This window comes from Amycolatopsis mediterranei (assembly GCF_026017845.1).
Lineage (GTDB): Bacteria > Actinomycetota > Actinomycetes > Mycobacteriales > Pseudonocardiaceae > Amycolatopsis > Amycolatopsis mediterranei.
The window spans coordinates 1495858-1520491 of record NZ_CP100416.1 but is presented as its reverse complement, the minus strand read 5'-3'; the positions used below and the strand labels follow the sequence as shown (position 1 = coordinate 1520491).

Annotated in this window: 22 protein-coding genes; 12 read left to right on the top strand and 10 right to left on the bottom strand. The window is 72.0% G+C overall.

All coding sequences use genetic code 11. The features are described from left to right. Nucleotides 1-23: 23 nt before the first annotated feature. Both ISP_RS07285 and ISP_RS07280 read right to left on the bottom strand, forming a co-directional pair. On the bottom strand, nucleotides 24-2084 hold the full coding sequence (locus tag ISP_RS07285) for a PQQ-dependent sugar dehydrogenase (protein WP_176742115.1): 2061 nt from the start codon (nucleotides 2082-2084) through the stop codon (nucleotides 24-26). Between the two features lie 68 nt (nucleotides 2085-2152). After that, complete coding sequence (locus ISP_RS07280; RefSeq protein WP_013223238.1) at nucleotides 2153-3022, bottom strand: alpha/beta fold hydrolase; 870 nt, start codon at nucleotides 3020-3022, stop codon at nucleotides 2153-2155. A 100-nt stretch (nucleotides 3023-3122) separates the two neighbouring features. On the opposite strand from ISP_RS07280, the gene ISP_RS07275 reads away from it, so the two are divergent. Beyond that, complete coding sequence (locus tag ISP_RS07275) at nucleotides 3123-3689, top strand: CGNR zinc finger domain-containing protein (RefSeq protein ID WP_013223237.1); 567 nt, start codon at nucleotides 3123-3125, stop codon at nucleotides 3687-3689. A 37-nt stretch (nucleotides 3690-3726) separates the two neighbouring features. Here ISP_RS07275 and ISP_RS07270 read toward each other — a convergent pair whose 3' ends face one another. From ISP_RS07270 to ISP_RS07250, 5 genes are all read right to left on the bottom strand, one after another. Further along, nucleotides 3727-4482 (bottom strand): SDR family NAD(P)-dependent oxidoreductase, encoded by a 756-nt coding sequence (locus ISP_RS07270; protein WP_013223236.1) that lies wholly within the window; start codon nucleotides 4480-4482, stop codon nucleotides 3727-3729. 63 nt (nucleotides 4483-4545) lie between these two features. Further along, nucleotides 4546-5373, bottom strand: coding sequence for an SCO6745 family protein (locus ISP_RS07265; RefSeq protein WP_013223235.1), 828 nt, complete (start codon nucleotides 5371-5373; stop codon nucleotides 4546-4548). Between the two features lie 9 nt (nucleotides 5374-5382). After that, complete coding sequence (aspS, locus tag ISP_RS07260) at nucleotides 5383-6597, bottom strand: aspartate--tRNA(Asn) ligase (RefSeq protein WP_014466653.1); 1215 nt, start codon at nucleotides 6595-6597, stop codon at nucleotides 5383-5385. A gap of 325 nt (nucleotides 6598-6922) precedes the next feature. After that, nucleotides 6923-8122 carry a cytochrome P450 gene (locus ISP_RS07255; RefSeq protein ID WP_013223233.1) on the bottom strand — a complete coding sequence of 400 codons (1200 nt, stop codon included), beginning with the start codon at nucleotides 8120-8122 and terminating at the stop codon, nucleotides 6923-6925. 97 nt (nucleotides 8123-8219) lie between these two features. Further along, a complete protein-coding gene (locus tag ISP_RS07250) occupies nucleotides 8220-8948 on the bottom strand; it encodes an SDR family oxidoreductase (RefSeq protein ID WP_013223232.1) in 729 nt (242 codons plus the stop codon). 170 nt (nucleotides 8949-9118) lie between these two features. On the opposite strand from ISP_RS07250, the gene ISP_RS07245 reads away from it, so the two are divergent. Both ISP_RS07245 and ISP_RS07240 read left to right on the top strand, forming a co-directional pair. Continuing rightward, nucleotides 9119-10696, top strand: a complete 1578-nt coding sequence (locus ISP_RS07245) for a discoidin domain-containing protein (RefSeq protein ID WP_013223231.1) — start codon at nucleotides 9119-9121, stop codon at nucleotides 10694-10696. Nucleotides 10697-10773: 77 nt separating this feature from the next. Then, entirely contained in the window at nucleotides 10774-11397 is a 624-nt protein-coding gene (locus tag ISP_RS07240) for an SAM-dependent methyltransferase (RefSeq protein ID WP_013223230.1), read from the top strand. Between the two features lie 56 nt (nucleotides 11398-11453). On the opposite strand, the gene ISP_RS07235 is transcribed toward ISP_RS07240, so the two are convergent. Beyond that, nucleotides 11454-12470 carry a S1 family peptidase gene (locus ISP_RS07235; protein WP_013223229.1) on the bottom strand — a complete coding sequence of 339 codons (1017 nt, stop codon included), beginning with the start codon at nucleotides 12468-12470 and terminating at the stop codon, nucleotides 11454-11456. A 152-nt stretch (nucleotides 12471-12622) separates the two neighbouring features. Next, nucleotides 12623-12919, bottom strand: coding sequence for a GNAT family N-acetyltransferase (locus tag ISP_RS07230; protein WP_013223228.1), 297 nt, complete (start codon nucleotides 12917-12919; stop codon nucleotides 12623-12625). A gap of 166 nt (nucleotides 12920-13085) precedes the next feature. Here ISP_RS07230 and ISP_RS07225 point away from each other — a divergent pair, with 166 nt between their 5' ends. From ISP_RS07225 to ISP_RS07200, 6 genes are read left to right on the top strand one after another with little or no spacing between them, the layout of a single operon-like run. After that, on the top strand, nucleotides 13086-15305 hold the full coding sequence (locus tag ISP_RS07225) for a terpene synthase family protein (RefSeq protein WP_014466652.1): 2220 nt from the start codon (nucleotides 13086-13088) through the stop codon (nucleotides 15303-15305). Between the two features lie 60 nt (nucleotides 15306-15365). Beyond that, complete coding sequence (locus tag ISP_RS07220) at nucleotides 15366-16148, top strand: MBL fold metallo-hydrolase (protein ID WP_013223226.1); 783 nt, start codon at nucleotides 15366-15368, stop codon at nucleotides 16146-16148. Further along, on the top strand, nucleotides 16145-16726 hold the full coding sequence (locus ISP_RS07215) for a DedA family protein (RefSeq protein WP_013223225.1): 582 nt from the start codon (nucleotides 16145-16147) through the stop codon (nucleotides 16724-16726). Before ISP_RS07220 ends, ISP_RS07215 begins: the two co-directional genes overlap by 4 nt. Continuing rightward, a complete protein-coding gene (locus ISP_RS07210) occupies nucleotides 16723-18834 on the top strand; it encodes a phage holin family protein (protein ID WP_013223224.1) in 2112 nt (703 codons plus the stop codon). The genes ISP_RS07215 and ISP_RS07210 overlap by 4 nt, the downstream gene beginning before the upstream one ends. Then, on the top strand, nucleotides 18831-19061 hold the full coding sequence (locus tag ISP_RS07205) for a putative acetyltransferase (protein ID WP_013223223.1): 231 nt from the start codon (nucleotides 18831-18833) through the stop codon (nucleotides 19059-19061). The genes ISP_RS07210 and ISP_RS07205 overlap by 4 nt, the downstream gene beginning before the upstream one ends. Then, on the top strand, nucleotides 19058-19813 hold the full coding sequence (locus ISP_RS07200; RefSeq protein WP_013223222.1) for a class I SAM-dependent methyltransferase: 756 nt from the start codon (nucleotides 19058-19060) through the stop codon (nucleotides 19811-19813). The genes ISP_RS07205 and ISP_RS07200 overlap by 4 nt, the downstream gene beginning before the upstream one ends. On the opposite strand, the gene ISP_RS07195 is transcribed toward ISP_RS07200, so the two are convergent. Next, entirely contained in the window at nucleotides 19791-20585 is a 795-nt protein-coding gene (locus ISP_RS07195; RefSeq protein ID WP_013223221.1) for a TetR/AcrR family transcriptional regulator, read from the bottom strand. The two genes, ISP_RS07200 and ISP_RS07195, sit on opposite strands and share 23 nt — an antisense overlap. A 76-nt stretch (nucleotides 20586-20661) precedes the next feature. On the opposite strand from ISP_RS07195, the gene ISP_RS07190 reads away from it, so the two are divergent. Genes ISP_RS07190 through ISP_RS07180 form a run of 3 tightly spaced genes read left to right on the top strand, consistent with a single transcriptional unit; the run spans nucleotide 20662 to nucleotide 24613 of the window. Continuing rightward, entirely contained in the window at nucleotides 20662-22935 is a 2274-nt protein-coding gene (locus tag ISP_RS07190) for an ATP-binding cassette domain-containing protein (protein ID WP_013223220.1), read from the top strand. Then, a complete protein-coding gene (locus ISP_RS07185; protein ID WP_013223219.1) occupies nucleotides 22932-23756 on the top strand; it encodes a siderophore-interacting protein in 825 nt (274 codons plus the stop codon). The genes ISP_RS07190 and ISP_RS07185 overlap by 4 nt, the downstream gene beginning before the upstream one ends. Then, the gene (locus ISP_RS07180; RefSeq protein WP_013223218.1) at nucleotides 23741-24613 is read left to right on the top strand and encodes a phosphotransferase family protein; all 873 of its coding nucleotides are present in this window, start codon (nucleotides 23741-23743) and stop codon (nucleotides 24611-24613) included. Before ISP_RS07185 ends, ISP_RS07180 begins: the two co-directional genes overlap by 16 nt. Nucleotides 24614-24634: the final 21 nt, after the last annotated feature.

Genomic DNA, 24634 nt, shown 5'->3' with positions numbered 1-24634 from the left:
GTTCCCGGCCCGGGCGGTGGCCGCTACCCGACCGACACCCGCAGGATCTTGTTGTGGCTGTTGTGCGGGGTGCTGTCCTTGTCACCGTCCACACTGGTCGCCAGCCACATCTGGCCGTCCGGGGCCGGCTCCACCGTGCGGAGCCGCCCGTACGTGCCGTTGAAGAACGTCTGGAAGTTCGTCAGCGAGCTGCCACTGATCACCGCGCGGTAGAGCCGCGTCCCGCGCTGGCAGGCCACGTACAGCGCGTCGCGGATGATCGTGATGCCGCTGCACGAACCCTGCGCCACCGGGTACGTCTTCTTCGGCGCGATGGAGCCGCTGCACGAACCCGACGTCCCCTCACAGGAGGGCCAGCCGAAGTTGCCGCCCTTCACGATCAGGTTCGTCTCGTCCATGATGCTGTTGCCGAACTCCTGCTCCCACAGCCGGCCCTGGGAGTCGAACGCCAGGCCCTGGACGTTCCGGTGCCCGTAGCTCCACACCGCGTTGTGGAACGGGTTGTCCGCCGGGATCGAACCGTCCGGGTTGATCCGCAGCACCTTTCCGTTGGGACTGCTGGTGTTCGACGCGTTGTCGCCGTTCTGCGCGTCCCCGGTGCCCGCGAACAGGTACCGGCCGTCGGGGCTGAACCGCAGCCGGCCGCCGTTGTGGAACTTGTTGCGCGCGATGCCCGTCAGCAGGATCTGCTCGGTGCTCGTGGTCAGCGAGTCGCCGGCCGGGTCGTACTTGATCCGGACGATCCGGTTGTCGTTCGGCGAGGTGTGCATGATGTAGAGCCAGTGGTCGGAGGCGAACGACACCGGGTTGATCTCCAGCCCGGTCAGCCCGCCTTCGCCGTCGGTGCTCTGCACGTTCGGCACGGTGCCGATCGTCTTCTTCGCGCCGGTCTTCGGGTTCAGGTGGACGATCGCGTGCGCGTCGCGCTGGTTGTAGAGGATCGTGCCGTCCGGCAGGGTCACCAGGCCCCACACGACGTCGTCGTCGGTGCCGACCTGCGTGGCGCCGCAGACGCCCTGCGACGGCGAGCAGCTCGACCCGCCGGTGGTGGTGACGTCCAGGACCGGCGTGCTCGGCTCGCTGAGGTTGCCGTTGCCGTCGAAGGCCCGGACCTGCAGGTGGTAGGCCGTGTTCGGGGTCAGCCCGCCGAGCGTGGTGCTCGTCGTGTCCGACGTCCCGATCTGCGTGCCGCCGTCGTAGATCCGGTAGCCGGCGACCCCCACCTCGTCGGTCGACGCGGTCCACGCGAGGCCGATCGAGGTGCTGTTGACCGCGGTCGTGTGCAGGTTCGACGGCGCGGACGGCGGCGTGTGGTCGTCGGACGGCGGCGTCTTCACGATCAGGGTGCCGCTGGCCTGCGAGACGTTCCCGGCCGCGTCGCGGGCGTTGACGTAGAAGCCGTAGCTGCCGTTCGGGCCGAGGTTGCCACAGGTCGCCGTCAGCGCGCCGGTCGTGCTCGCGCAGAGCTGGCCGTCGCGGTAGACGTCGTAACCCGTGACGCCGACGTCGTCGGTCGCCGCCGTCCAGGAGATGGTCGCGCTGGTGGGTGTGACCCCGTCGAGCGTCGGCGTGCCGGGCGGCGACGGCGGCCGGACGTCACCCCCCGAGCCGTAGACGCCGAATTCCTGCAGCGAGTAGCCCTTCGACGCGTCGGTGCGGCAACGTTTCGTGCCGTACACCCGGACGTACCGGCCGGTGCCGTCGAGGGCGGTCAGGTCCTCGACGCCGCCCTTGCCCGCGGTCGTCGCGTAGATCTTCGTCCACGTGGCGTGGTCGGCGGACGTGTCGATTTCGTAGGCGGTGGCACAAGATGCGTCCCACTGCAGCCGGACGCGGCTGACGTGCACCGCCGCGCCGAGGTCGACGTAAATCCACTGTGGATCGACGCCAGCCGCGCTGGCCCAGCGGGTCGCCGAGTCGCCGTCGACCGCGTTCGCCGCCGGGCAGCACCCGCCCGACGACGACGCTGTCACGAGTTTTCCCTGTGACAGCAACGGGTCCGCGGCCTGCGCCGGTCCCGCCGTGATCATCGTGCCGGCGACGAGCGCGAGCGCGATCGCCCCCACCCGAATCCGTCTGCTCATCCCGTCCTCCATGGCTGATGACGACGGCGGAGGTCCGGGAAAACCCTACGAGCGCGGCGACCCGGTGGTCAACTGGCGTCCCGGTCAACGGGCAGCACCCGGCCGAGGAAACCCCGGAGGTACCCGGCGATCGCGTCCAAGTGCGTCTCGAGCGCGAAATGTCCGGAGTCGAGCAGGTGGATTTCGGCGTCGGGCAGGTCGCGGGCGTAGGCGCGGGCGCCGTCGGCGACGAAGATTTCGTCGTTGCCGCCCCAGACGGCGAGCAGCGGCACCCGGCTGGTCCGGAAGTACTCGTGGCACTTCGGGTACAGGCCGATGTTGTGGTGGTAGTCCGCGAGCAGCGCCTGCTGGATCGCCGCGGCGCCGGGGCGGTCCAGCAGCGCCTGGTCGTGGATCCAGACGTCCGGGCTGACCAGCGTCGGATCCGGCACGCCGTCGAGGTACTGCGCCCGGGTGGCCTCGAGGGTGACCATGGCGCGCAGGTCGTCCTCGCTCAGCGTGCCGGCGGCGAGCTTCTGCGTCAGGCCGGCGCCCAGGCCGTCGACGTAGGCGTTGCCGTTCTGCGTGACGATCGCGGTCACCCGATCGGGGTGCGCGGCCGCGATGCGGAGGCCCACCGGCGCGCCGAAGTCCTGGATGTAGAGCGCGAAGCGGCCGAGGCCGATCTGCTCGAGCAGGCCGAGCGTGAGGTCGGCGAGCGCGTCGAAGGTGTAGGCGAAGTCGCTGGTGGGCGGCGCATCGGACGCGCCGGCGCCGAGGTAGTCGGGCGCGACGACGTGGTAGCGGTCGGCCAGCGCGGGGATGAGGTGACGGAACATGTGCGAGCTCGTCGGGAAGCCGTGCAGCAGCACGATCGTGGGCGCCTCGGCGGGCCCGGCTTCCCGGTAGAACAGCCGGTGCCCGGCGACGGTGGCGTAGCGGTGATGAACGGTGACCACGGCGGTCTCCTCTCTCATGGTTACTTTTTCATTTATCCATGAGACAGCGTAGACTGTCAACCGTCGGGGACACTGCGGGCACGGACTTCGGGAGGCGGACATGGTCACGGCGGCACCGGGCGAGGACCGCTCGCCGGCACTGGCGCTGGTCAACACGCGGCGGCTGACGGCGGGCGGCGAGATCGACGACCTCGCCGAGCCCGGCGGCGCGGCCGGCTGGCTGCGGCAGCACGGACTCGCGGCGGCCGTCCCCGGCGCGGCCGAGCTGGGCCGCCTGACGGACTTGCGTCGCGCGGTCCGCGAGCTGCTGGCGGCGCTGACGGAGCACCGGGCACCAGACGCGGCGGCGCTGGAGACGGTGAACACCGCGGCCCGGGCGGACGCGGCGGCCTTGTCCCTGACTTGGGGAGACGGGCCGGTGCGCGAGTGGCACAGCACCCGGCCGGGCAGCATCGACGCGGCGGTGGCGGCCTTGGCGCGGGACGCGATCGAGGTGGTGAGCGGCGAGCTGGGGCCGCTGGTGCGCCCGTGCGAGGCCCACGGCTGCATCCGGTATTACGTCCGCGAGCACGCCCGCCGCCGCTGGTGTTCGACAACCTGCGGCGACCGGGTACGGGCGGCCCGGCACCAGCGGTTGGTGGTCGAGCAGCGCGAAGGGTCCCGCTGAGGGTCTCGAAGCGCCGGCCGATCCGGTGGTTCTCGCCCTAGTCGACCAAAGCGCCGCAGCTGACGTTCACCGTCGCCGCCGTCATCGAAGCCGCTCGGTCCGAGGCCACGAAGGCCGCCACCGCGCCCACGTCGGCCAAGGTCGCCGCGCGGCCCAGCATCGTCTTGCCCGCGATGTTCTCCGCCAACTCCGACTTCCCTGGGAAGTCCACCGGGAGGGTCTCCGGGATGCCGCCGGTCCGGAGCGTCACCGTGCGGATCCCGTGTGGGCCCAGCTCGGCCGCGAGCTGGCGGCGCATCGCCTCCAGCGCGTGGAACGCCACCTGCAGCCCGCCGACCGCGAACTCCCGCACCGGATCGGCCGCGCCCCCGAAGAACAGGATCGCCCCGGACCGCCGCGCGATCATGTGCCGGGCCGCCGCGCGGGCGGTCAGGAACTGGGTGCGCACGGCCGTCACCACCGGGCGTTCGTAGTCCGCGAGCGCCATCTCCACCAGCGGCTTGCCCTGGACGTCGCCGTGGCCGATGAGGTTGACCGAGACGTCGATCCCGCCCTCGGCGGCGACCGCGGCGGCGTGCTCGTCCACCGCTCGCTCGTCGAGGGCGTCGACCACCGCCGGCTCGGCCCGGCCGCCGGCCGTGCGGATGCCGCCGGCCAGCGCGTCGAGGCGGGCCCGGGTCCGGCCGGCGAGGAACACCCGGGCGCCTTCCCCGGCGAACGCGGTGGCGACGGCCGTGCCGATCCGCCCCGCGGCGCCGTAGATGATCGCGTTCTTGCCGGCGAGCAACGTCATGGAATCCTCCGAAGTCCGGGTGCGTTCACCGGTGCGTCGAGCGGGCCCGGCCGGAATCGACACTCACGGACGGGTGACACCCATCGGGTTCGGCACCGGGACGACGCCGCTGTCGAGCACCGCCCGTGCCAGCGGCACCGCCAGCTCCAGCAGCCGCTCGACGTCCGCGCCCAGGGCCTCGACCGGGGCCGTGGCCAGGCGATCCGTGTCGTCCTCGAGCCCGCGGCGCAGCTCGCGCCCGGCGTCGGTCAGGCGGCCGTCGGCGTCGAGGATGCCGCGGGTCCGCAACCGGTCCACCGCCGCGTCCCACTGGGGGTCCGACCAGCCGCGGTGGGGCTGGACGTCCTGCCGGCCGATCACACCGTCACCGATGTGGGTGAGCGTCGTCTCCAAGCCGTCCAGCCCGGCGTGGACCGCCGCCAGGACGTGGCCGTCGCCGCGGTGCTCGCGCAGGATCGTCGTCGCCAGCCACAGGCGCGACAGCGGGTCCGCCGGCTTCGGCACCGCCGCCCACGCCGCCGCGAGCGGGCGGCCGCCGAACTCACACGCCTCCGCCGCCCGCCACAGGAGCGCGCTCAGCTCCGAGACGTCGTCCGCGACCGCCCGCAACGCCGAGCCCACCGCCTCGAGCCGGGACCCGAGGACGGCCGCGGGCGAGGCGAACGACCACGCGTCCGGCACCGCCCGGGCCACCATCGCCGGCGCGAAGCCGAACAGCATCGCCGTCGCCGGCCCGGGACCGATCGGGCCCAGGGGCGCCAGCCGCCCCGCGAAGTAGCCCATCCAGTAGCCGCGCAAGCCGGCCGCCTTCGCCGCTTCGGCCGTCTCGGGCGCGAAGTAGACGACGGCGTGCAGCGGTTCCACGGCCGCCCAGAGGCGACGAGCGGTCATGGGCCCTCCTCACGGGGTCAGCCGGTGCAGGTCGCGCGGGAACAGCGTGACCTCCCGGACGTTCGCGGCGCCGAGCAGCCGCGCCGTCCAGCGTTCCAGACCGATCGCGAAGCCGCCGTGGGGTGGCATGCCGTGCGCGAACGCCTGCAGGTAATCGGCGTACTCCGGCGCGGCGTCGCCCAGCACCGCGAGGTAGTCGGCGTGCCGGTGCAGGCGCTGGCCGCCGGTGACCAGCTCCACCCCGCGGAAGAGCAGGTCGAAGCTGTTCGAGTAGCGGGGCCGCGCCGGGTCGGGGTGCGTGTAGAACGGCCGCTTCGCCATCGGGTAACCGGTCACGAACAGGAAATCCGACCCGTGCTCGCGCCGCGCCCACTCCGACAGCGCCCGTTCGTGGGCCGGGGCGAGGTCGGGCTCACGCGGGTCCGCCTCCAGCAGGTCCACCGCCGCCGCGAAGTGGATCTCCGGGATCTCTTCGGGCACGGTGACCAGCGCCGGGTCAGACATCCCGGCCAGTACCTCGCGGAGCACGGCCATGACGTCGTGGTGGTCCCGGATGAACCCCAGCTCGACGTCGAGGCTGGTGTACTGCGCGAGGTGCCGGGCCGTGTCGTGCGGCTCGGCGCGGAAGACCGGGCCGACCTCGTAGACGCGTTCGAACACGCCGACGAGGGCCTGCTTGAAGAACTGCGGCGACTGCGCGAGGTAGGCGGGGCGGCCGAAGTAGTCGATGCCGAAGACGCATCCGCCGGACTCGGTCGCCGACGCCACGATCTTGGGCGTGTGCACCTCGGTGAACCCTCGGCTGTCCAAAGTGGACCGGAACCCGCGCACGGCGGCCGCGGCCACCGCGAAGCGCTCCTTCAGCGCGGGATGCCGCAGGGCGACCGGCGCGTGGTCGAGGATCGCCGGCAGCGACGCGGTGACGGCGGGCCGGTAGAGGTCGAACGGCGGCGGCACCGCTTCGGCCAGCGTTTCCACCACCGGCTCGGTCAGCTCGACGCCACCGGGTGCGCGCGGGTTGGCCGACACGGTGGCGTGCACCTCCACCACGGTTTCCTCCGGTGGCGCGGCACCGCGCAGCACGACCTGCGCGAGCCCGGAACGGTCCCGGACCACGACGAATGTGACGGACTTCAGGCGGCGCCGGCGGTGCACCCAGCCGGCGACGCGGACGCGGGCGCCGACGTACCGGGGCAGGTCGGCGGCCAGAACACGAGAACTCATCACCCTCCCAACACGGATCCCTCGGGAGTGCGGGCGATCAGGGGAATCGCGGTGCCACCGCACTTTCACCGCCGGTGAGGCGGCCTCTTCGCGGCCCGGTGACGGGGGCCGGCCGGCGGGGCATGGGGCGCGGACGCCGTTCCTCCCCGCACTCCGGAGGGTCTTCGCCGCCGGGCACGGGACCGCCTTCCCAGCTACCGGCGGCTCTCTCGACCCGTGCGCTCCCGGGACTACTCGGCTCCATCAGCGCGTTGCCGGCCACGGTAGCCGCCCGGCCGCGAAGACGCCCCCCATTTTCCGGGTCAGCACAGTCGGGCCGGCACAGTCAGCCCCAGGCGACCGGCAGCTCCCGGACGCCGTACACCAGCGTGTTGTGCTTGTACGCCAGCTCCTCCCGCGGCACGGCCAGGCGCAGGTCGGGCACCCGCCGGAACAACCCGGTCAACGCCTCCTGCAACTCCACCCGCGCCAGCTGCTGCCCGACGCACTGGTGCGCCCCGAACCCGAACGCCACATGGGTGCGCGGGTGCTCACGATCGAAGTCCAGCTTGTCCGCACCCGGGAACACCGGCTCGTCGCGGTTGGCCGAGTTCAGCGCGGCCACGAGCCACTCCCCCGCCCGGACCTCCCGGGACCCGACCCGGACGTCCTCGGTCGCGTACCGCAGCACCCCCCACTGCACCACCGACAGGTACCGCAGCAGCTCTTCGACCGCCCGCTCCGGCGCGGCGAGCACCGCCTCACGCTGGCCGGGGTGTTCCAGCAGCACCAACGTGCTCAACGCGATCATGTTGGCCGTCGTCTCGTGGCCGGCCACCAGCAGGCTCAGCCCGAGCACGACGAGCTCCTCCATCGTGAGCGGATCATCGGCGCCGGCCGCCGAAAGCCTGCTGAACAGGTCTTCCTGCGGATTCCGCTGCTTTTCGGTGAACAACTCCGCCAGATAACCCGAAAGCGCGTCGTAGGCCTGCTCGCCTTCCTCACGCGTCGCGTCCGTGCTGACCAGCGTCGTGCTCTGCCGCTGGAACTGCGACCGGTCGGCGTACGGGACGCCGAGCAGCTCGCAGATCACCAGCGACGGGATCGGCAACGCGAAGTCCCGCACCAGATCGGCCGGCGCCGCCTGAGCGAGCATCGCGTCGAGGTGGCTCTCCACCAGCTGCCGGACGTAGCCGCGCAACGCCTCCACGCGCCGCACGGTGAACTCCGCGAGCACCTTCTTCCTCAGCCGCGAATGCGCGGCGCCGTCGAGCTGGATGATCGAGCCGGGGTGGACCTCTTCGTCGAGGTCGGCGTTCGGGTTCACGTGCACCGAAGACGCGCCGCGCGAGCTCATCGTGCGGTCGGCGAGCACCGCGCGGACGTCGGCGTAGCGCGTCACCAGCCAGGCGTCCATGCCCGCCGGGCACCGCACCTTCGACGTGGGCGCCGTTTCCCGGAGGGTGGCGTAGCTGCCGGGCGGGTCGAACGGGCAGCCGGCCGGCCGGGTCGTCGGGAGGGCCGGGGTTGCGGGAGCGGCCGTCACGGCGGATCACCTCTCTCTTCCGGTGGTCAGTCCCTTTCCACCTTGGAGACGACCGCGGCCGCCGTGGGGCGGGCGCCCCACTTGCGACCCGGATGGCCTAGCGGGCGCCGTACGCGCCGCCGTTCACGTGCACGACCTGGCCGGTGAGGTGCGCGGCTTCCGGCGCGGCCAGGAACCGCACGGTGTCGGCGATTTCCTCCGGACGGCCGGCGCGCTGGTTGAAGGCGATGGCGATCCGGGAGCTCAGCCATTCCTCGGTCAGCGTGCCGTGGAAGAACTCCGTGTCGAGGACGACGCCCGGCGCGACGACGTTGGCCGTTCCCGCGGCGCCCAGTTGCCTTGCCAGGTCGGTGTTCCACGCCTCGATCGCCGCCTTCGCCGCGCCGTACGAGCCTGAGCCCTGCTTCGCCGCGATGGAGCCGAGAGTCACCACGCGCACGTTGTCCGCGAAGCGCGGCTTCAGCGCCGCGGTGACGAGCACGGCGGAGAGCACGTTGGCCTCGAAGTTCGCCTGCCACGCGTCGGCCAGGCCCTTCAGGTCACCGGCCGCGGGCGCCTCCCGGACCCGGTCGGTGTTGCCGCCGGCGTTGTTGACCAGGACGTCCACCCGCGCCGGCAGTTCCGCCAGTGCGGCCTGCACGGCCGCGGGGTCGCTCGCGTCGAAGGCCACCGCCCGTGCGCCGATCTCCTCCGCCGCCGCTTCGAGGACGTCCTTGCGCCGCCCGGTGACGGTCACCCGCTCGCCCGCCGCCGCGAACCGGGCGGCGATCGCCAGCCCGATGCCGGTGCCGCCGCCGGTGACCACGATTTCCCGCTGTTCACTCATGGCGCCATCTTCGCCGAGGAAACCGCTTCCCCACCGATATTTCCCGCCGAGCGGGACACAACCGCAGTTTGTTAGGAACATTTACGAATAGGTCTTGACGCGCCGCCGCCGTCCCGGCGAACCTGGACCCACGCCGCAGTCACCGTCCGCCCAGTCCTCCCGGAGGCAGCATGACCCGGCGCGCGCTCGTGCTCGTCGTGACCCTGTTCCTCGCCTTGACCACCGCGCTGATCGGCGCGGGCACGGCGAGCGCGGCCACGACCCAGCCGACGTTCCTCACCTTCTACGGCTGGTGGGACAACACCCCGCCCGGCGGGGACATCTCCTACCCGCAGATCCACGGCACCGCGGGCGGCAAAGGCACCTACGCCGACCCGATCACCTTCGCCACCAGCAGCGACGAACTCAAGCCCGGCACCAAGGTCTGGGTGCCGCGGGTGCAGAAGTACTTCATCATGGAGGACGGCTGCGACGAGTGTTCCGCCGATTGGAACAGCCACGGCCCGAACGGCGGCCCCGGCCTGCGCCACATCGACCTCTGGCTCGGCGGCAAGGGCGGCAGCGCCTTCGACGCGATCGACTGCGAAGACGCGCTGACGCACTACAACGCCGACAACACGCCGGTGATGGAGCCGGTCGTCGTCGATCCGCCGTCGAACGAGCCCTACGACGCCACGCCGATCTTCAACACCAGCACCGGTGCGTGCTGGGGCGGTGCGGAGCCGAACACCACGGTCGGCCAGTACCGCAACAACTCCACCGGCACCTGCCTGGCCGCCCCGAGCAGCGGCACCACGCTGAAAGTGGCCGCCTGCACCGCCGGTGCCGAGCAGCGGTTCACCTTCCACGGCGCGTTCCTCGTGATCGACGACAAGTGCGCCGGCATCTCCGGCAGCTCGATCGTGCTGCAGACCTGCACCGGCGGCCCGGCCCAGCAGTGGTCGATCAACCCCGACGGCACCATTTCGGACATCCAGACGAGCAAGAAGTGCTTCCGCGCGTCGGGCACCACGCTCACCGCGGGCAGCTGCTCCGGCACCGCCGCCCGCTGGACGTTCACCGCGGCGGGCACCGCGGGCCTGAGCGTGACACCGTCGTCGGTGTCGGTCGCGCCCGGCGCTTCGGCGACGGCCACCGTGACCTCCGCCGACGCCGTGACGCTCTCCGCGAGCGGCGCCCCCGCGGGCGTGACCGTGTCCTTCTCCCCCGAGTCGGTGCCGGCCGGCGGGACCTCGACCGTCACGGTCGCCGCGGCCACCACCGCGTCCCCCGGCTCCGCGACGATCACGCTCACCGGCGGGACGAAGACGGCTTCGCTGGGTGTCACGGTGACCGGCACCGGCGGCCCGGAAACGCTGCTGTCACAAGGTAAAACGGCGACGGCGTCGTCCACCGAATCGTCGTCGTACCCCGCGAGCGCGGCCTTCGACGGCAACCTGACGAGCACGCGGTGGGCGTCCAAGGAAGGGAGCAACGCGGAGTGGCTGCGCGTCGACCTCGGCGCGGCGAAGTCCGTCACGCACGTCAAGCTGAGCTGGGAAGCCGCCTACGGGAAGGCGTACAGCGTCCAGACGTCGGCCGACGGCACCACCTGGACGACGATCTACAGCACCACGACCGGCAACGGCGGCACGGACGACCTCACCGGCCTGGCCGGCACCGGCCGGTACGTGCGGATGAACGGTGTCACGCGCGGCACGTCGTACGGCTACTCGCTGTACGAAATGCAGGTGTACGGCACCGCCTGAGTTGCTGGATCGGCAACGAGGTTTGCCTTCTCGGGGACGTTGTCCGCATGCTCGGAGGACGTCCCTGAGGAGGAACCATGCCCCACGACCACCCGATGACCGTCGACGCGATGCTCAAGCAGGACTTCTGGGAAGCGATGTACCAGCGTGACGAGCACCGGATCTGGAGCGGGAACGCCAACGTCAACCTGCGCACCGAGGTCGAAGGCCTGAAACCCGGGCGCGCGCTCGACCTCGGCAGCGGTGAGGGCGGCGACGCGATCTGGCTGGCCGAGCAGGGCTGGACGGTCGACGGCGTCGACATCTCGACCACCGCGCTCGCCCGCGCGGAAGAAGCCGCCGCCAAGGCGGGTGTGACGGTGAACTGGCTGCACCGCAACATCCTCGAATGGCAGCCGGAGGAGAGCTACGACCTGATCTCGGCGCAGTACATGCACCTGCCGCCGGACCTGCGCCGCGCCGTCTTCACGGCGGCCGCGGCGGCGATCCGGCCCGGCGGTTCGCTGCTGGTCGTCGGGCACTCGCCGAAGGCCATGCGGGAATTCGACGGCCAGAAGCCGCCGGAGGAGCTGTACTTCGAACCCGAGGAGATCACGACCTACCTCCGCGACCCGTGGCCGTGGGTGGTCGAAACGTGCGAGACGCGCGGCGAGGGCCACCACACCGACGCCGTCTACCGCGCGAGGCGGCTCGAGGCGTGAAGGAGCGAGGGCCCGCTCACCTCCCCCGACGGCGGTGAGCGGGCCCTCGCCCCGGCTCAGGCGAGCTCGAGGCCGTAGGCCTGCAGCTCGAGGGTGAGCGGGTAGAAGTAGCTGGTCACGGTGTCGCCGCCGGACAGCGTGCCCAGGCCCGTGGAGCCGTCGTAGGCCGGGCCGCCGGAGTCGCCGTGGTCGGTGTGCGCGGTGGTGCCGAACTCGTGGTTGAGCACGCCGACGTCGAAGTTGACCGACTCGTCGACCGAGGTGACCTCACCACTGCCGCCACCGGTGGTCGAGCCCTGCTTCTGCATCTGCTCGCCGACGGTCGGCGTCGCCGCGCTGGTGATCGGCCGGCCGGTGTTGATCTCGCCCGGCCCGGTGCCGTTGGGGCGGGTCAGCAGGCCGGAGTCGGCGCCGGGGCAGTCGCTCTCGACGACCTGCGCGCCGGAGACGTCGCCGCCGGACCAGGTGCCGCCGAGGTTGGTGCAGTGGCCCGCGGTGAGCAGGAACGGCGAGCCGCCGCGCGTCACGTTGAAGCCGAGCGAGCAACGGCCCTGGCTGTTCTGGATCGCGTCGCCGTCGGCGATGTAGAGCGACAGCTTGCCGGTGCGGTGCTCGACGCGGACGCTGTCGCCGTACTGCGCGGCGGCCGCGGCGACCTTGCCGGCGGTCTCCTTGCTGGCCGCGTCGTAGACCTTCACCACGACCTGATTGGTCTTGGTGTCGATGCCCCAGGCGGTCTGCGGGACGTTCTTCACCGCGTCCAGCCGGTTCTTGACACCGGTCAGCGCGGCGAAGGTGTGCTTGACCTTCTTCGCGGTGAGACCGGCGGCCTGCACCTGCTGCATGGCGGCGTCGTCGACGACGTTCACGACGGCCTTGCCGTTCTCCAGGTAAACGCCGCCGGACGCGGCACCGAGCGCGTCGGCCACCTGGGTGGCGTTGGTGATCGCGTGGGCCTGCAGTTCGGCGAAGGCCAGCGGGGACGCGGTGGCCGCCGAGGCGCAAACGCCGCTGGTCAGCGCGGCGGCCGACAAGACGGCGAGGGTCTTGAGAGCGGTCTTCCGGGGAGTCATCAACTTCCTCCAGTGGGGCGTTCGAAGCCGGTTGCCGACACTTTCGTTGCCGAGCAACCAACGCACTACCGACGAAGGTTGGTTAATAACCAAGGGAACCGGACATACCGCTCAGATCACCCGGACGGCCCAGCTTTCGCAGGGCGTCCGGCCTACTCGCGCCGCCGGCGGACGTGCTCCTCGTACCGCGGGTTCTTCTTCAGGTACCCGGCGATGAACGGGCAGACCGGCACGATCGTCCCGCCGTGGGCGACGACGTCGTCGAGCGCACCCGCGGCGAGCACCTTGCCCAGGCCCTGGCCGGAGAAGGCGTCGTCGATCTCGGTGTGGGTGAACACCGTGAGGTCGCCGCGCCGGTCGTACTGCGCGATCCCCGCCAGCTTCTCGCCCGCCCACAGCTCGTAGCGGTCTTCGTCCGGGTTGTCGACCACCCGGTTTTCGTCGGTCATCAGCTCTCCTCGCTCGCCGGACACCCACCATCGTGCGACGGCTCGCCACCGCGTGCCGATCGGGCCGGGACACCGCTGGGCCGGCCGGGGGAAGCGCCCGTCCCGTTCGTGTGCTTCGCGGCTGTTCCCCTTGGCGGACACCGCGGCCGGCTGGTTGCCTCGCGGTGTGCCTGAACAGCCGTTCGTCCTCCCCGAGTTCTACCTGCCCTACCCGGCGCGCCTGAACCCGCACCTGGACCGGGCGCGCGAGCACAGCAAGGCCTGGGCGCGCGAGCACGACATGATCGACGTGCCGCAGCACGGCACGGTGATCTGGACCGAGCACGACCTCGACTCCCACGACTACGCGCTGCTCTGCGCGTACACCCACCCCGACGCCGGCGCCGAAGAGCTCGACCTGATCACCGACTGGTACGTCTGGGTGTTCTACTTCGACGACCACTTCCTCGAGCTCTACAAGCGCACCGGCGACATCGACAGCGCGCGGGGCTACCTCGACCGGCTCGAGCTGTTCATGCCCGCCGAAGGCGAAATCACCGCGGACCCGGAGAACCCGGTCGAGCGCGGCCTCACCGACCTGTGGAACCGGACGGTCCCGCACCGGTCGGCCGGCTGGCGGCGCCGGTTCGCCGACAGCACGAAGGCGCTGCTGGACGAGTCGCTGTGGGAGCTGGCCAACATCAACGAAGGCCGGCTCGCCAACCCGATCGAGTACGTCGAGATGCGGCGGAAGGTCGGCGGCGCGCCGTGGTCGGCGAACCTGGTCGAGCATTCGGTGCACGCCGAGGTGCCCGGCGCGATCGCCGCGTCCCGGCCGATGGAAGTCCTGCGCGACTGCTTCGCCGACAGCGTCCACCTGCGCAACGACCTGTTCTCCTACCAGCGCGAAGTGCAGGACGAGGGCGAGCTGTCCAACGGCGTGCTCGTGTTCGAGAAGTTCCTCGGGCTGGGCACCCAGGAAGCGGCCGACGCGGTCAACGACCTGATCACCTCCCGGCTGCACCAGTTCGAGCACACCGCGCTCACCGAGGTGCCCGCGCTGCTCGACGACCACTGCGTCGACCCGGCCGCGCGCGCGGCGACGTTCGCCTACGTCAAGGGCCTGCAGGACTGGCAGTCCGGCGGGCACGAATGGCACCTGCGGTCCAGCCGGTACATGAACGAAGGCGCCTTGACCGACCGGGGCGGCCCGGATCTGGGCGGCGCGAACGGCCTGGGCACCTCCGCGGCGCGCATCTTCGCGTCGGTGCTCGCCACCGCACCGCAACGGCTGCGGGCGTACGGTTCGACGCCGTTCCGCGCGGTGGACGTGCCGCGGCCGTCGGTCGACGTGCCGTTCCCGCTGCGGCTCAGCCCGCACCTCGCCGCGTGCCGGATCCGCAACGTCGACTGGGCGCGGCGCACCGGCTTCCTCGACGGCGTGGTGTGGGACGAGCGGAAGCTGCGCGCCGCCGACCTGCCGCTGTGCGCGGCGGGCATCCACCCGGACGCGACGGCCGAGGGCCTCGACGTCACGAGCGACTGGCTGACCTGGGGCACCTACGCCGACGACTACTACCCGGTGGAGTTCGGCGCGACGCGTGACCTGGCGGGCGCCAAGGCGGCCAATCTCCGCCTGTCGGCGTTCATGCCGGTGCACGATTCGCCGATGCCGGCGCCGGCGACGGCGCTGGAAGCGGGCCTGGCCGACCTCTGGCCGCGGACCACAGCGGGCATGCCCACGGAGAACCGGCGCGCGGTGCGCCGCGCGGTCGAGTCGATGACGTCGAGCTGGCTCTGGGAGCTGGCGAACCAGGCGCAGAACCGCATCCCGGACCCCATCGACTACGTCGAGATGCGGCGCCGGACGTTCGGTTCGGACCTCACGATGAGCCTCTCGCGGTTCTCGCACGGCCGTTCGGTGCCGCCCGCGCTGTACCGCACGCGGCCGGTGCAGGCGATCGAGCACTCGGCAACGGACGTGGCGTGCCTGATCAACGACCTGTACTCCTACCGCAAGGAGATCCAGTACGAAGGCGAGCTGCACAACGCGGTGCTGGTGGTGCGGAACTTCCTGGACTGCACCGAGGAGCGCGCGTTCGGCGTGGTGACCGACCTGGTGCACGCCCGGCTGGCGGAGTTCGAGCACGCGGCGGCGATCGAGCTGCCGGCCCTGGTGCGCGACCACGCCATCGAGCCGGCCGTCGAGGAGATGCTGCTCGGCTACGTCCAGGAACTCCGCGACTGGCTGGCCGGCATCCTGAACTGGCACGAGAACGTGGGCCGCTACACCGAGCCCGAGCTGCGCTACCACCCGGCGGCGGCGACGGCGACCACGTTCGGCGGCCCCACCGGCATCGGGACCTCGTCGCTGCGCATCTCGTCCCTGCTCCCCGCAGGTCACTGAACGGCGTTGCCCTGGCCACTCCGCCGGGCATTCGGCGGCGGAGGAGGTGATACTCGGGGCGTGAGCGGCTTCAGCCTGCGGTTCCTCGGCCATTCGACCGTCCGCCTGAACCTCGGCGGCCGGGTCCTGCTGACCGATCCCGTGCTTACCGCGCGCGTGGGCGGGCTCGTCCGGGTGGTTCCCGTCCCAGACCCCGGCGCCTACGCCGGCGTCGACCTCGTCCTGCTCTCCCACCTCCACGGCGACCACCTGCACCTGCCGTCGCTCGAACTGCTCGGCGCGGACACCCGGATCGTCGTCCCCCGCGGCGCGGGTTCCTGGCTCACCAAGAAGGGCTTCCGAAACGTCGAGGAGATCGCGCCCGGGGAGACGCTCACCGACGGCAGCCTGACCATCACCGCCACCGAAGCCGTCCATTCCGGACACCGGTGGGGCCCGCGCCTCACCCACGGCCCGCAAAGCCCCGCGCTCGGGCACCTGATCGAAGGCGACGGCAACACGATCTACAACGCGGGTGACACCGACCTCTTCGACGGCATGCGCGACCTCGGCCCGGTCGACATCGCCCTGCTGCCCGTCTGGGGCTGGGGGCCGACCCTCGGCCCCGGGCACCTCGATCCCGCCCGCGCCGCGCAGGCCGCCGCGCTGGTCCAAGCCAGGGCGGCCGTCCCGGTGCACTGGGGCACCCTCGCTCTCCCCGGCATCAGGCGCACTGCCCGGATGCAACGGCTGCTCGCCGACCCGCCGCGGGTGTTCGCCGCCGAAGTCAAAGGCAAGACCGAAGTGCTCTTCACCGAGCCCGGTGCCGACGTCGCCCTGCCCTCGCCGAAGGACCGCGCGTGAACTGGACCGACCCCGCCGCCATCGGGTACCCCGCGGTGTTCGGCGGCGTGCTGCTCGGCTCGATCATCCCCATCGTCCCGACCGGCGCGGTGGTCGGCGGCGCGGCCGCCGTCGCGACGACGACCGGCCACCTGTCCCTGCCGCTGGTGATCGTCCTCGCCACCCTCGGCGCCTACCTCGGTGACGTCGTGACGTTCGGGATCCCGCGCCTGGGCAGCGAAGCCGCGTTCCGCTGGATCAGCCGCCGCCAGCCCGCCGAACGGCTCGAGAAGGCCCGCGAGCAGTTCGCCCGCCGCGGCTGGCAGCTCGTGGTGATCGGCAGGCTCGTCCCGGCCGGCCGCATCCCGGTGCTGCTCGCCGCGGCCGCGCTGGGCTACCCGTGGCGGCGGCTGCTGCCCGCCGCGCTCGGCGCGTGCGTCCTCTGGGCGTGCGCGTACGCGGTGCTCGGCATCGTGAGCGGGGGCATCTTCGACTCGCCGGTCGTCGCGACGCTGCTGGCGACGGTGCTCGTCCTGCTGGTGACCGTGCTGGCCAACCTGATCGCCCGGTGGCGGCGCAAGACCAAGGAGCCGGTGTGACGGCGACAGCCCCGAAGGGCCGGCTGCTGCGCGGCGGCCGGGCGGTCGCCCGCGCGGTGGGGGTGTGGATCGCGGTGACCGGCGCGCTGCGCCTGCTCGACGTGCTCCTGCCCGGGTTCCGGATGACGCACTGGTGGCAGCCGGCGGTCTGCGCGCTGCTGCTCGGCCTGCTCGCCGCCGTGGTCTGGCCGCTGGTCATGCGGATCGCCTACCCACTGGCGTTTCTCACCTTCGGGATCTTCGGCTTCCTGCTGCTCGGGGCCGGGACCCTGGCCGTGTTCCGCACGGTGCCCGGCGTCGAGGTCGCGGGGTTCCGGACCGCGGTGACCGTCACGCTCGGCATGGCGGCCGTCGGCGCGCTCATCTCGAGCCTGCTCGCCGTCGACGAGGACGAGATCTTCTTCCGCCGCGCCGCCCGGCGCCGCCGCCGGCCCACTCCCGCGGGCGAGACCGCTGTTCCCGGGGTGCTCTTCCTGCAGATCGACGGCCTCGGGTACGACACCGTCCGCCGCGCGATCCGCGACGGCGACATGCCGACGTTCGCCGCGTGGCTCGCCGAGGACAGCCACAGTTTCACCCGGTGGCACACCGACTGGAGCTCGCAGACCGGGGCGAGCGTCTGCGGCATCCTGCACGGCTCCAACCACGACATCCTCGGTTTCCGCTGGTACGAAAAGGACCGCGACCACGTGATGGCGTGCGCGCACCCGGCCGACGCGGCCGAAATCGAGCGGCGGCACTCGGACGGGCGCGGCCTCCTGTCCGGCGACGGCGCGAGCCGCGGCAACCTGTTCTCCGGCGACGCCGCCCACGTCAGCCTCACGATGAGCTCGATCCCGGTGCTGGTCCCGAAAAAGCTGCTGCGCCGGCACCGCGACCGGCTCGGCGCGGGCTACTACGCCTACTTCGCGAACCCGGTCAACGCGCTGCGGACGTTCGCCGTCGCGCTCGTCGACGTCTTCCGCGAAATCAGCGCGTCGGTGCGCCAGCGCCGCGCCGGCGTGGTGCCGCGGATCCCGCGCGGCGGCTGGTACCCCCTGGCCCGGCCGGGCACGACGGTGATCGCGCGTGACGTCGTCGTCTCCGCGATCCTCGGCGACATGCTCGCCGGGCGGCCGGTCGTCTACGCGGACTTCCTCGGCTACGACGAGGTCGCGCACCACTCCGGCATCGAGCGGTTCGACACGCTGTCGGTGCTGCGCTCGATCGACCAGCAGATCGCCCGGCTGCACCGGGCGAGCCGGCTGGCGCCCCGCCGCTACCACGTCGTGGCGCTCTCGGACCACGGCCAGACCCAGGGCCAGGCGTTCTCGCAGCGGTTCGGCGAGACGATCGAGGCGTACGTCGGCCGGCTGTGCGGTGGTTCGCCGCCGCCGGCCGCGGCGTCTTCGGGGAAGCGGCGGCAGGCCGAGAGCTGGCAGATCAACGCGGCCCTGGCGGAGGCGACGAAGAGCGGCGGCCTGATCGCGCGCCGGCTGCGCGCCCGGGTGGAGGACGCGGAGTGCGCCGAAGACCGCCCGCGCACGACGTCCGGCTCGCCCGGCGCGGTCACCCGCGTGGCACCCGGCGTGGTGGCGGTCGTGTCCGGGCACCTCGCGATGGTGTCGTTCACCGAGCACGAAGGCCGCGTCGAGCTGGAGACGATCGAGCGGGAGTTCCCGGACCTGCTGCCGTCCCTGGTGGACCACCCCGGCGTCGGGTTCCTGCTGGTCCGCAGCGGCGAGTTCGGCCCGGTGGTGCTGGGCCGCGACGGCCTGCACCGGCTGGCGACGAACGTCGTCATCGGCGAGGACCCGCTGCTGCCGTACGGCCCGCACGCCGCGGACCTGATCCGCCGGGTCGACACCTTCCCGCACTGCGCCGACGTGATGATCAACAGCCGCTACGACCCGGACTCGGACCAGGCTTCGCCGTTCGAGACGCACGTGGGCTCGCACGGCGGCCTGGGCGGCCCGCAGCAGCGCGGTTTCGTGGTGCACCCGCGTGAGCTGCGGTTCCCGGGCGAGGTCGTCGGGGCGGAGGCCCTGCACCGGGTGTTCCGCGGCTGGCTGACCGAGTTGGGCCACCCCGAGCCGGCCGGGGCCCCGGTTTCGGAGGTGGTGGCGTGAACCTGCTGCGGGAACTGCCGCTGGGCACGCGCGTGGTGGTGCGCTACCGCATCGAGGGCGGCTTCACCGACGCGCTCGGGGACCTGGTGGCCCGCGACGAAACGACGTGCACGGTCGAGACCCGGCGCGGCCCGGTCGTGGTGACGTTCTCGTCGGTCACGCTCGCCAAGCCGGTGCCCCCGCCGCCGGTGCGGAAATCGGGTGGCGGGCCACCGCCCGGTTTGTGACCATCGGAGGCGTGTTCGACGACCTGGTGGCCGAGGCGGCAGCGGTGTCCGTCGACGGCTGGGACTTCTCCTGGCTCGACGGCCGCGCCACCGAAGCCCGTCCTTCGTGGGGCTACCAGCGGCTGCTGGGTTCCCGTCTCAGTGGCGTGCAGGCGGCGCTCGACCTGGAAACCGGCGGCGGCGAAGTCCTCGACGGCTGCCCGGCCCTGCCACCGGTTCTGGTGGCCACCGAGTCCTGGCCGCCGAACATCGCGAAGGCATCGGCCCGGCTCCGGCCGCGCGGGGTCCACGTCGTGGCCACCGCGGGCTTCCCCTTCCGCGACAACACCTTCGACCTCGTCTCCAGCCGCCACCCGGTGACGACTTCGTGGGCCGAAATCGCCCGCGTCCTGCGGCCGGGCGGGACGTACTTTTCGCAGCAGGTCGGCCCGGCCAGCGTGTTCGAGCTGGTGGAGTTCTTCCTCGGCCCGCAGCCGGAGCAAGCACGCAACAGCCGTCACCCGGACCACGCCGTCGCCGCCGCGTCCGCCACGGGGCTGGAGGTCGTCGACCTGCGGGCGGAGTCGCTGCGCACGGAGTTCTCCGACATCGGCGCGGTGGTCTACTTCCTGCGCAAGGTGATCTGGATGGTGCCGGGGTTCACGGTGGAGCGGTACCGGGACAAGCTGCGGGAGCTGCACGAGCGGATCGAGCGCGACGGCCCGTTCATCGCCCACTCGACGAGGTTCCTCATCGAGGCCCGGAAGCCTTGACGATCGCCGCCTCGACGCCGTCGAGCAGCAGCTCCAGCCCCGCCTCGAACGACAGCCGCGCCTCCCGCTCCAGGTAAGGCTCGTCGGAAGGTTCGAAAGCACCCTCCTCCCCCAGCTTGGCCACCGTCGGGAACCGGGCCGGGAGATCCGGCGCCAGCTCCCCCAGCAACGCCGACCGCGCGTACCACCAGTCCTCTTCGGACTGTCCCGTCTCCTGGGCCGCCTGGCGGGACTCCGCCGCCGCCTGGACCGAGCCCCGCACGATGTTGAACAACGCCGCCACCACCCAGCGGACGCGGGACAGCGGCAGCCCGGTCGACGCCAGGACGGAAAGCAGCGTCTCCTGCACGTGGAACTCCCCCGGCCCCAGCACCGGCCGCGCGGGCGAGACCTGCAGCAGCCACGGGTGCCGCAGGTGCAGGTCCCACAGCGCGTCGGCCAGCGAGAAAGCCGCCGCGCGCCACCCCGAAGTGACCGGGAACGACGACGGCAGCTCGCCCAGCGTCCGGTCGTACATGAGGTCGACGAGCTCGGTCTTGCCCGGCACGTAGGTGTACAGCGCCATCGCCGTGCGGCCGAGGCGCTCCCCGACCGCGCGCATCGACAGCGCCGCCATGCCCTCGGCGTCCGCGATCTCGATCGCCGCCGCGACGATCGCCTCGACGGACAGGCCCGGCTTGGGCCCCGGGCCCGTGCGCGGCGCCGCCACGCGCGGCCCCCACAGCAGTTCCATGGACCTGCGGGCGTCGCCCTGACCCGCGAAGACGACCACCTTGCCGACTCCTTACAGCCTAAAGTAATGTACGATGGACAATCACTTTACAGCCTAAACTATCAAGAGGGACGGTATGACCTCACCCAGGCGGGCCGCCGACACCCACGACGTGATCGAGGTCCGGGGAGCCCGGGAGAACAACCTGACCGGCATCGACCTGGACATCCCGAAGCGCCGGCTCACGGTGTTCACGGGCGTCTCCGGCTCCGGCAAGTCGTCCCTGGTCTTCGGCACCATCGCGGCCGAGTCCCAGCGGCTGATCAACGAGACCTACAGCGCCTTCCTCCAGTCCTTCATGCCGAGCCTGTCCCGCCCGGACGTCGACCTGCTGGAGAACCTGAGCGCGGCCATCGTCGTCGACCAGGAGCGGATGGGCGCCAACTCGCGCTCCACGGTCGGCACCGCGACCGACGCCTACGCGATGCTGCGGATCGCCTTCTCGCGGCTCGGCGAACCGCACGTCGGCACGTCCGGCGCGTTCAGCTTCAACCTGCCCGAGGGCATGTGCCCGGCCTGCGAAGGCCTCGGCCGGGTGTCCGACCTCGACGTCCACGCCCTGCTCGACTTCGACCGCTCGCTCAACGAAGGCGCGGTGCTCGTCCCCGGCTGGGCGCCGGACAACTGGTACGTGCAGATCTACGCGGCGTCCGGCTTCTTCGACCCGGACGCCAAGATCCGCGACTACACCCCCGAACAGCTCGACGAGCTGCTGCACAAGGGGCCCTGCAAGGTGAAGGTCGGCAAGCAGAACCTCACCTACGAAGGCCTCGCGGTGAAGGTCAAGCGGCTCTACCTGCAGAAGGACACCGAGTCGCTGCAGTCACACCTGCGGGCGTTCGTCGAGAAGGCCGCCACCTTCAAGACCTGCGGCGAGTGCGGCGGCGCCCGGCTCAACCAGGCCGCGCTGTCGGCGAAGATCGCGGGCCGGAACATCGCCGACTGCGCCGCGATGCAGATCAGCGACCTCGCCGAGTTCGTCCGGAGCCTCGACGCGCCGTCGATCCGCCCGCTGCTGGGCAACCTGCGCGACACCCTCGACTCGCTGGTCGAGATCGGCCTCGGCTACCTCTCGCTCGACCGCGAATCGGCGACGCTCTCGGGCGGCGAGGCGCAGCGCGTGAAGATGGTGCGGCACCTGGGCTCCAGCCTCACCGACGTCACCTACGTCTTCGACGAGCCGACCGTCGGGCTGCACCCGCACGACATCGAGCGGATGAACAACCTCTTGTTGTGCTTGCGGGACAAGGGGAACACGATCCTGGTCGTCGAGCACAAGCCGGAGACGATCCGGATCGCCGACCACGTCGTCGACCTCGGCCCCGGCGCGGGCACCGCGGGCGGGCGGCTCTGCTACACCGGCAGCGTCGACGGCCTCCGCGCGTCCGGCACGCTCACCGGCCGCCACCTCGACCACCGGGTCACGCTGCGCGCGCAACCCCGCAAGCCGGCCGGGCACGTCGGCATCACCGGCGCGAAGCTGCACAACCTGCGGGACGTCAGCGTCGACGTCCCGCTCGGCGTGCTGACCGTGGTCACCGGCGTGGCGGGCTCCGGGAAGTCGTCGCTGATCCACGGCTCCCTGGCGCACCGCGACGACGTCGTCGTGGTCGACCAGTCGGCGATCCGCGGGTCCCGCCGGTCCAACCCGGCGACCTACACCGGCCTGCTCGACCCGATCCGGACGGCGTTCGCCAAGGCCAACGGGGTCAAGGCGAGCCTGTTCAGCGCCAACTCCGAGGGCGCCTGCCCGCGCTGCAAGGGCCTCGGCGTGATCTACACGGACCTGGCCATGATGGCCGGTGTCGCGTCGGTCTGCGAAGAGTGCGAGGGCAAGCGGTTCACGCCCAAGGTGCTCACCTTCGAACTGCGCGGCAAGAACATCAGCGAGGTCCTGGCGATGTCCGTCGCCGAAGCGCGGGAGTTCTTCGCCACGGGCAACGCGCGCACGGTCCTCGACCGGCTCGCCGACGTCGGCCTCGGCTACCTGACGCTCGGGCAGCCGCTGACCACGCTTTCGGGCGGCGAGCGGCAGCGGCTCAAGCTGGCGATCCGGATGGCCGAGAAGGGCTCGACGTACATCCTCGACGAGCCGACGACCGGGCTGCACCTCGCCGACGTCGACCAGCTGCTGGCGTTGCTCGACCGGATCGTCGACGCGGGCAACACGGTGATCGTCATCGAGCACCACCAGGCCGTGATGGCGCACGCCGACTGGCTGATCGACCTCGGCCCCGGCGCCGGCCACGACGGCGGCCGGGTCGTCTTCGAAGGCACCCCGGCCGCGCTCGTCGCGGACGCCACCACGCTCACCGCCCGGCACCTGCGCGAATACCTGGGGAAGCCGTGAAGCCGGCCGGCTTGCTCGAAGTGACGGCGGTGCGGCAGGTGACCCCGCGCACCGTCCGCGTCACGTTCACCGGCGACGGTCTCGGCGAGCTCGAGCCGTGGCCGGACCAGCAGCTCAAGCTCCTGTTCCCGCCGCCGGGCCGTCCGGTGCGGCTGCCGTTGGCCGGCGACGACGTCCTGCGTTGGTACCAGGCGTACCTCGCGATCCCCGAGGACGAGCGCCCGGTGATGCGCAGCTACACGGTGCGCGGCCGCGACCCGGGCCGGGCGGCGATCGACGTCGACTTCGTGCTGCACCCCGGCTCGGCGGGACCGGCCACGGCGTGGGCGCGCCGAGCCGCGCCGGGCGACGTCCTCGGCCGCTACGGCCCGGACGCGGCCTACCGCCGTCCACTGTCCACAGCGGACACCCTGCTGTGCGCGGGCGACGAGACGGCGATCCCCGCCATCGCCACCATTCTGTCCGAAGTGGACAATGCGGTGGTGTTCGTCGAGGTCGCGGACGTGGCGGAGGAGCAGCCGCTGCCCGGCGAGGTGCACTGGCTGCACCGGGACGGCGCCGGGCACGGCAGCCGCCTGGTCGAAGCCGTGCGCGACGCGAAGCTGCCCGACGGCTCGGTGGCCGCGTGGCTGGCGGGCGAAGCGGGGATGGTGCGGTCGCTGCGCCGCCACCTCGTCGGCGAGCGCGGCTGGGCCAAGGACGTCATCGAGTTCACCGGCTACTGGCGGCGCAGCCTGACCCAGGATGACGCCCCGACCCCGGACGACCTGGCCGACGCGGCGGAAAAGCTGGGAGACTCGGCCGGGTGGACGGGGAACTGACGGCCTCGGGCATCGACCCGGCTTCGGTGGTGGCGGCCGAGGACATCGGCGGCGGAACGTACAACCGGGCGGTCCGGCTGCGGCTCGCGGACGGACGGCGGCTGGTGCTCAAGATCGCGCCGTCCGCGCCGGGCCTGTCATACGAACACGACCTGCTCGCGACGGAAGCGGAGTACTACCGGCTGGCGTCCGGGCCGCTGCCGTCGGTGGTGGGCGCGGGGCCGGGGTTCCTGCTGATGACGGAGGTGCCGGGCGAGCCGTGGAACCGGACGCCCGGCGCCGGCCCCCACCTGCGCGCCGAACTGGGCGCGATCGTGGCGCGCCTGCACGAGACGACCGGCGACGGCTTCGGCTACCCCCAGGACCCGCTGCACCCGACGTGGCCCTCGGCGTTCACGGCGATGGTGGACGCGATCCTCGCGGACGCCGTCCGGTATCGCCTGCGGCTCCCGCGCCCGGCGGCGGAGATCGCCCACCTGGTGCGCCGCCACGAGCCGTTGCTGGAGCTGGTCACGACGCCGGTGCTGGTCCACTTCGACCTGTGGCAGGGCAACATCCTCGTGGACGGCGACCGGGTGTCGGGCATCATCGACGCCGAGCGCGCGTTCTGGGACGACCCGGTGGCGGAGTTCGTTTCGCTGACGCTGCTCCACGACCTGGACGCACCCCTGCTGGAGGGGTACGGCACGGCCCGCTTCGACGCCCCTGGCCGCCGCCGGCTGACGTTGTACCGGGTGTACCTGGGCTTGATCATGCTGGTGGAGATGGTGCCGCGGCAGGACACGAACGCGGACCGGGAGCGGTTCGTCTCGGCCTGGCTGGCCGAGAACCTGGACGCGGCCCAGCGGGCGTTGTGACGACGTCGCGCGCACGGCCAC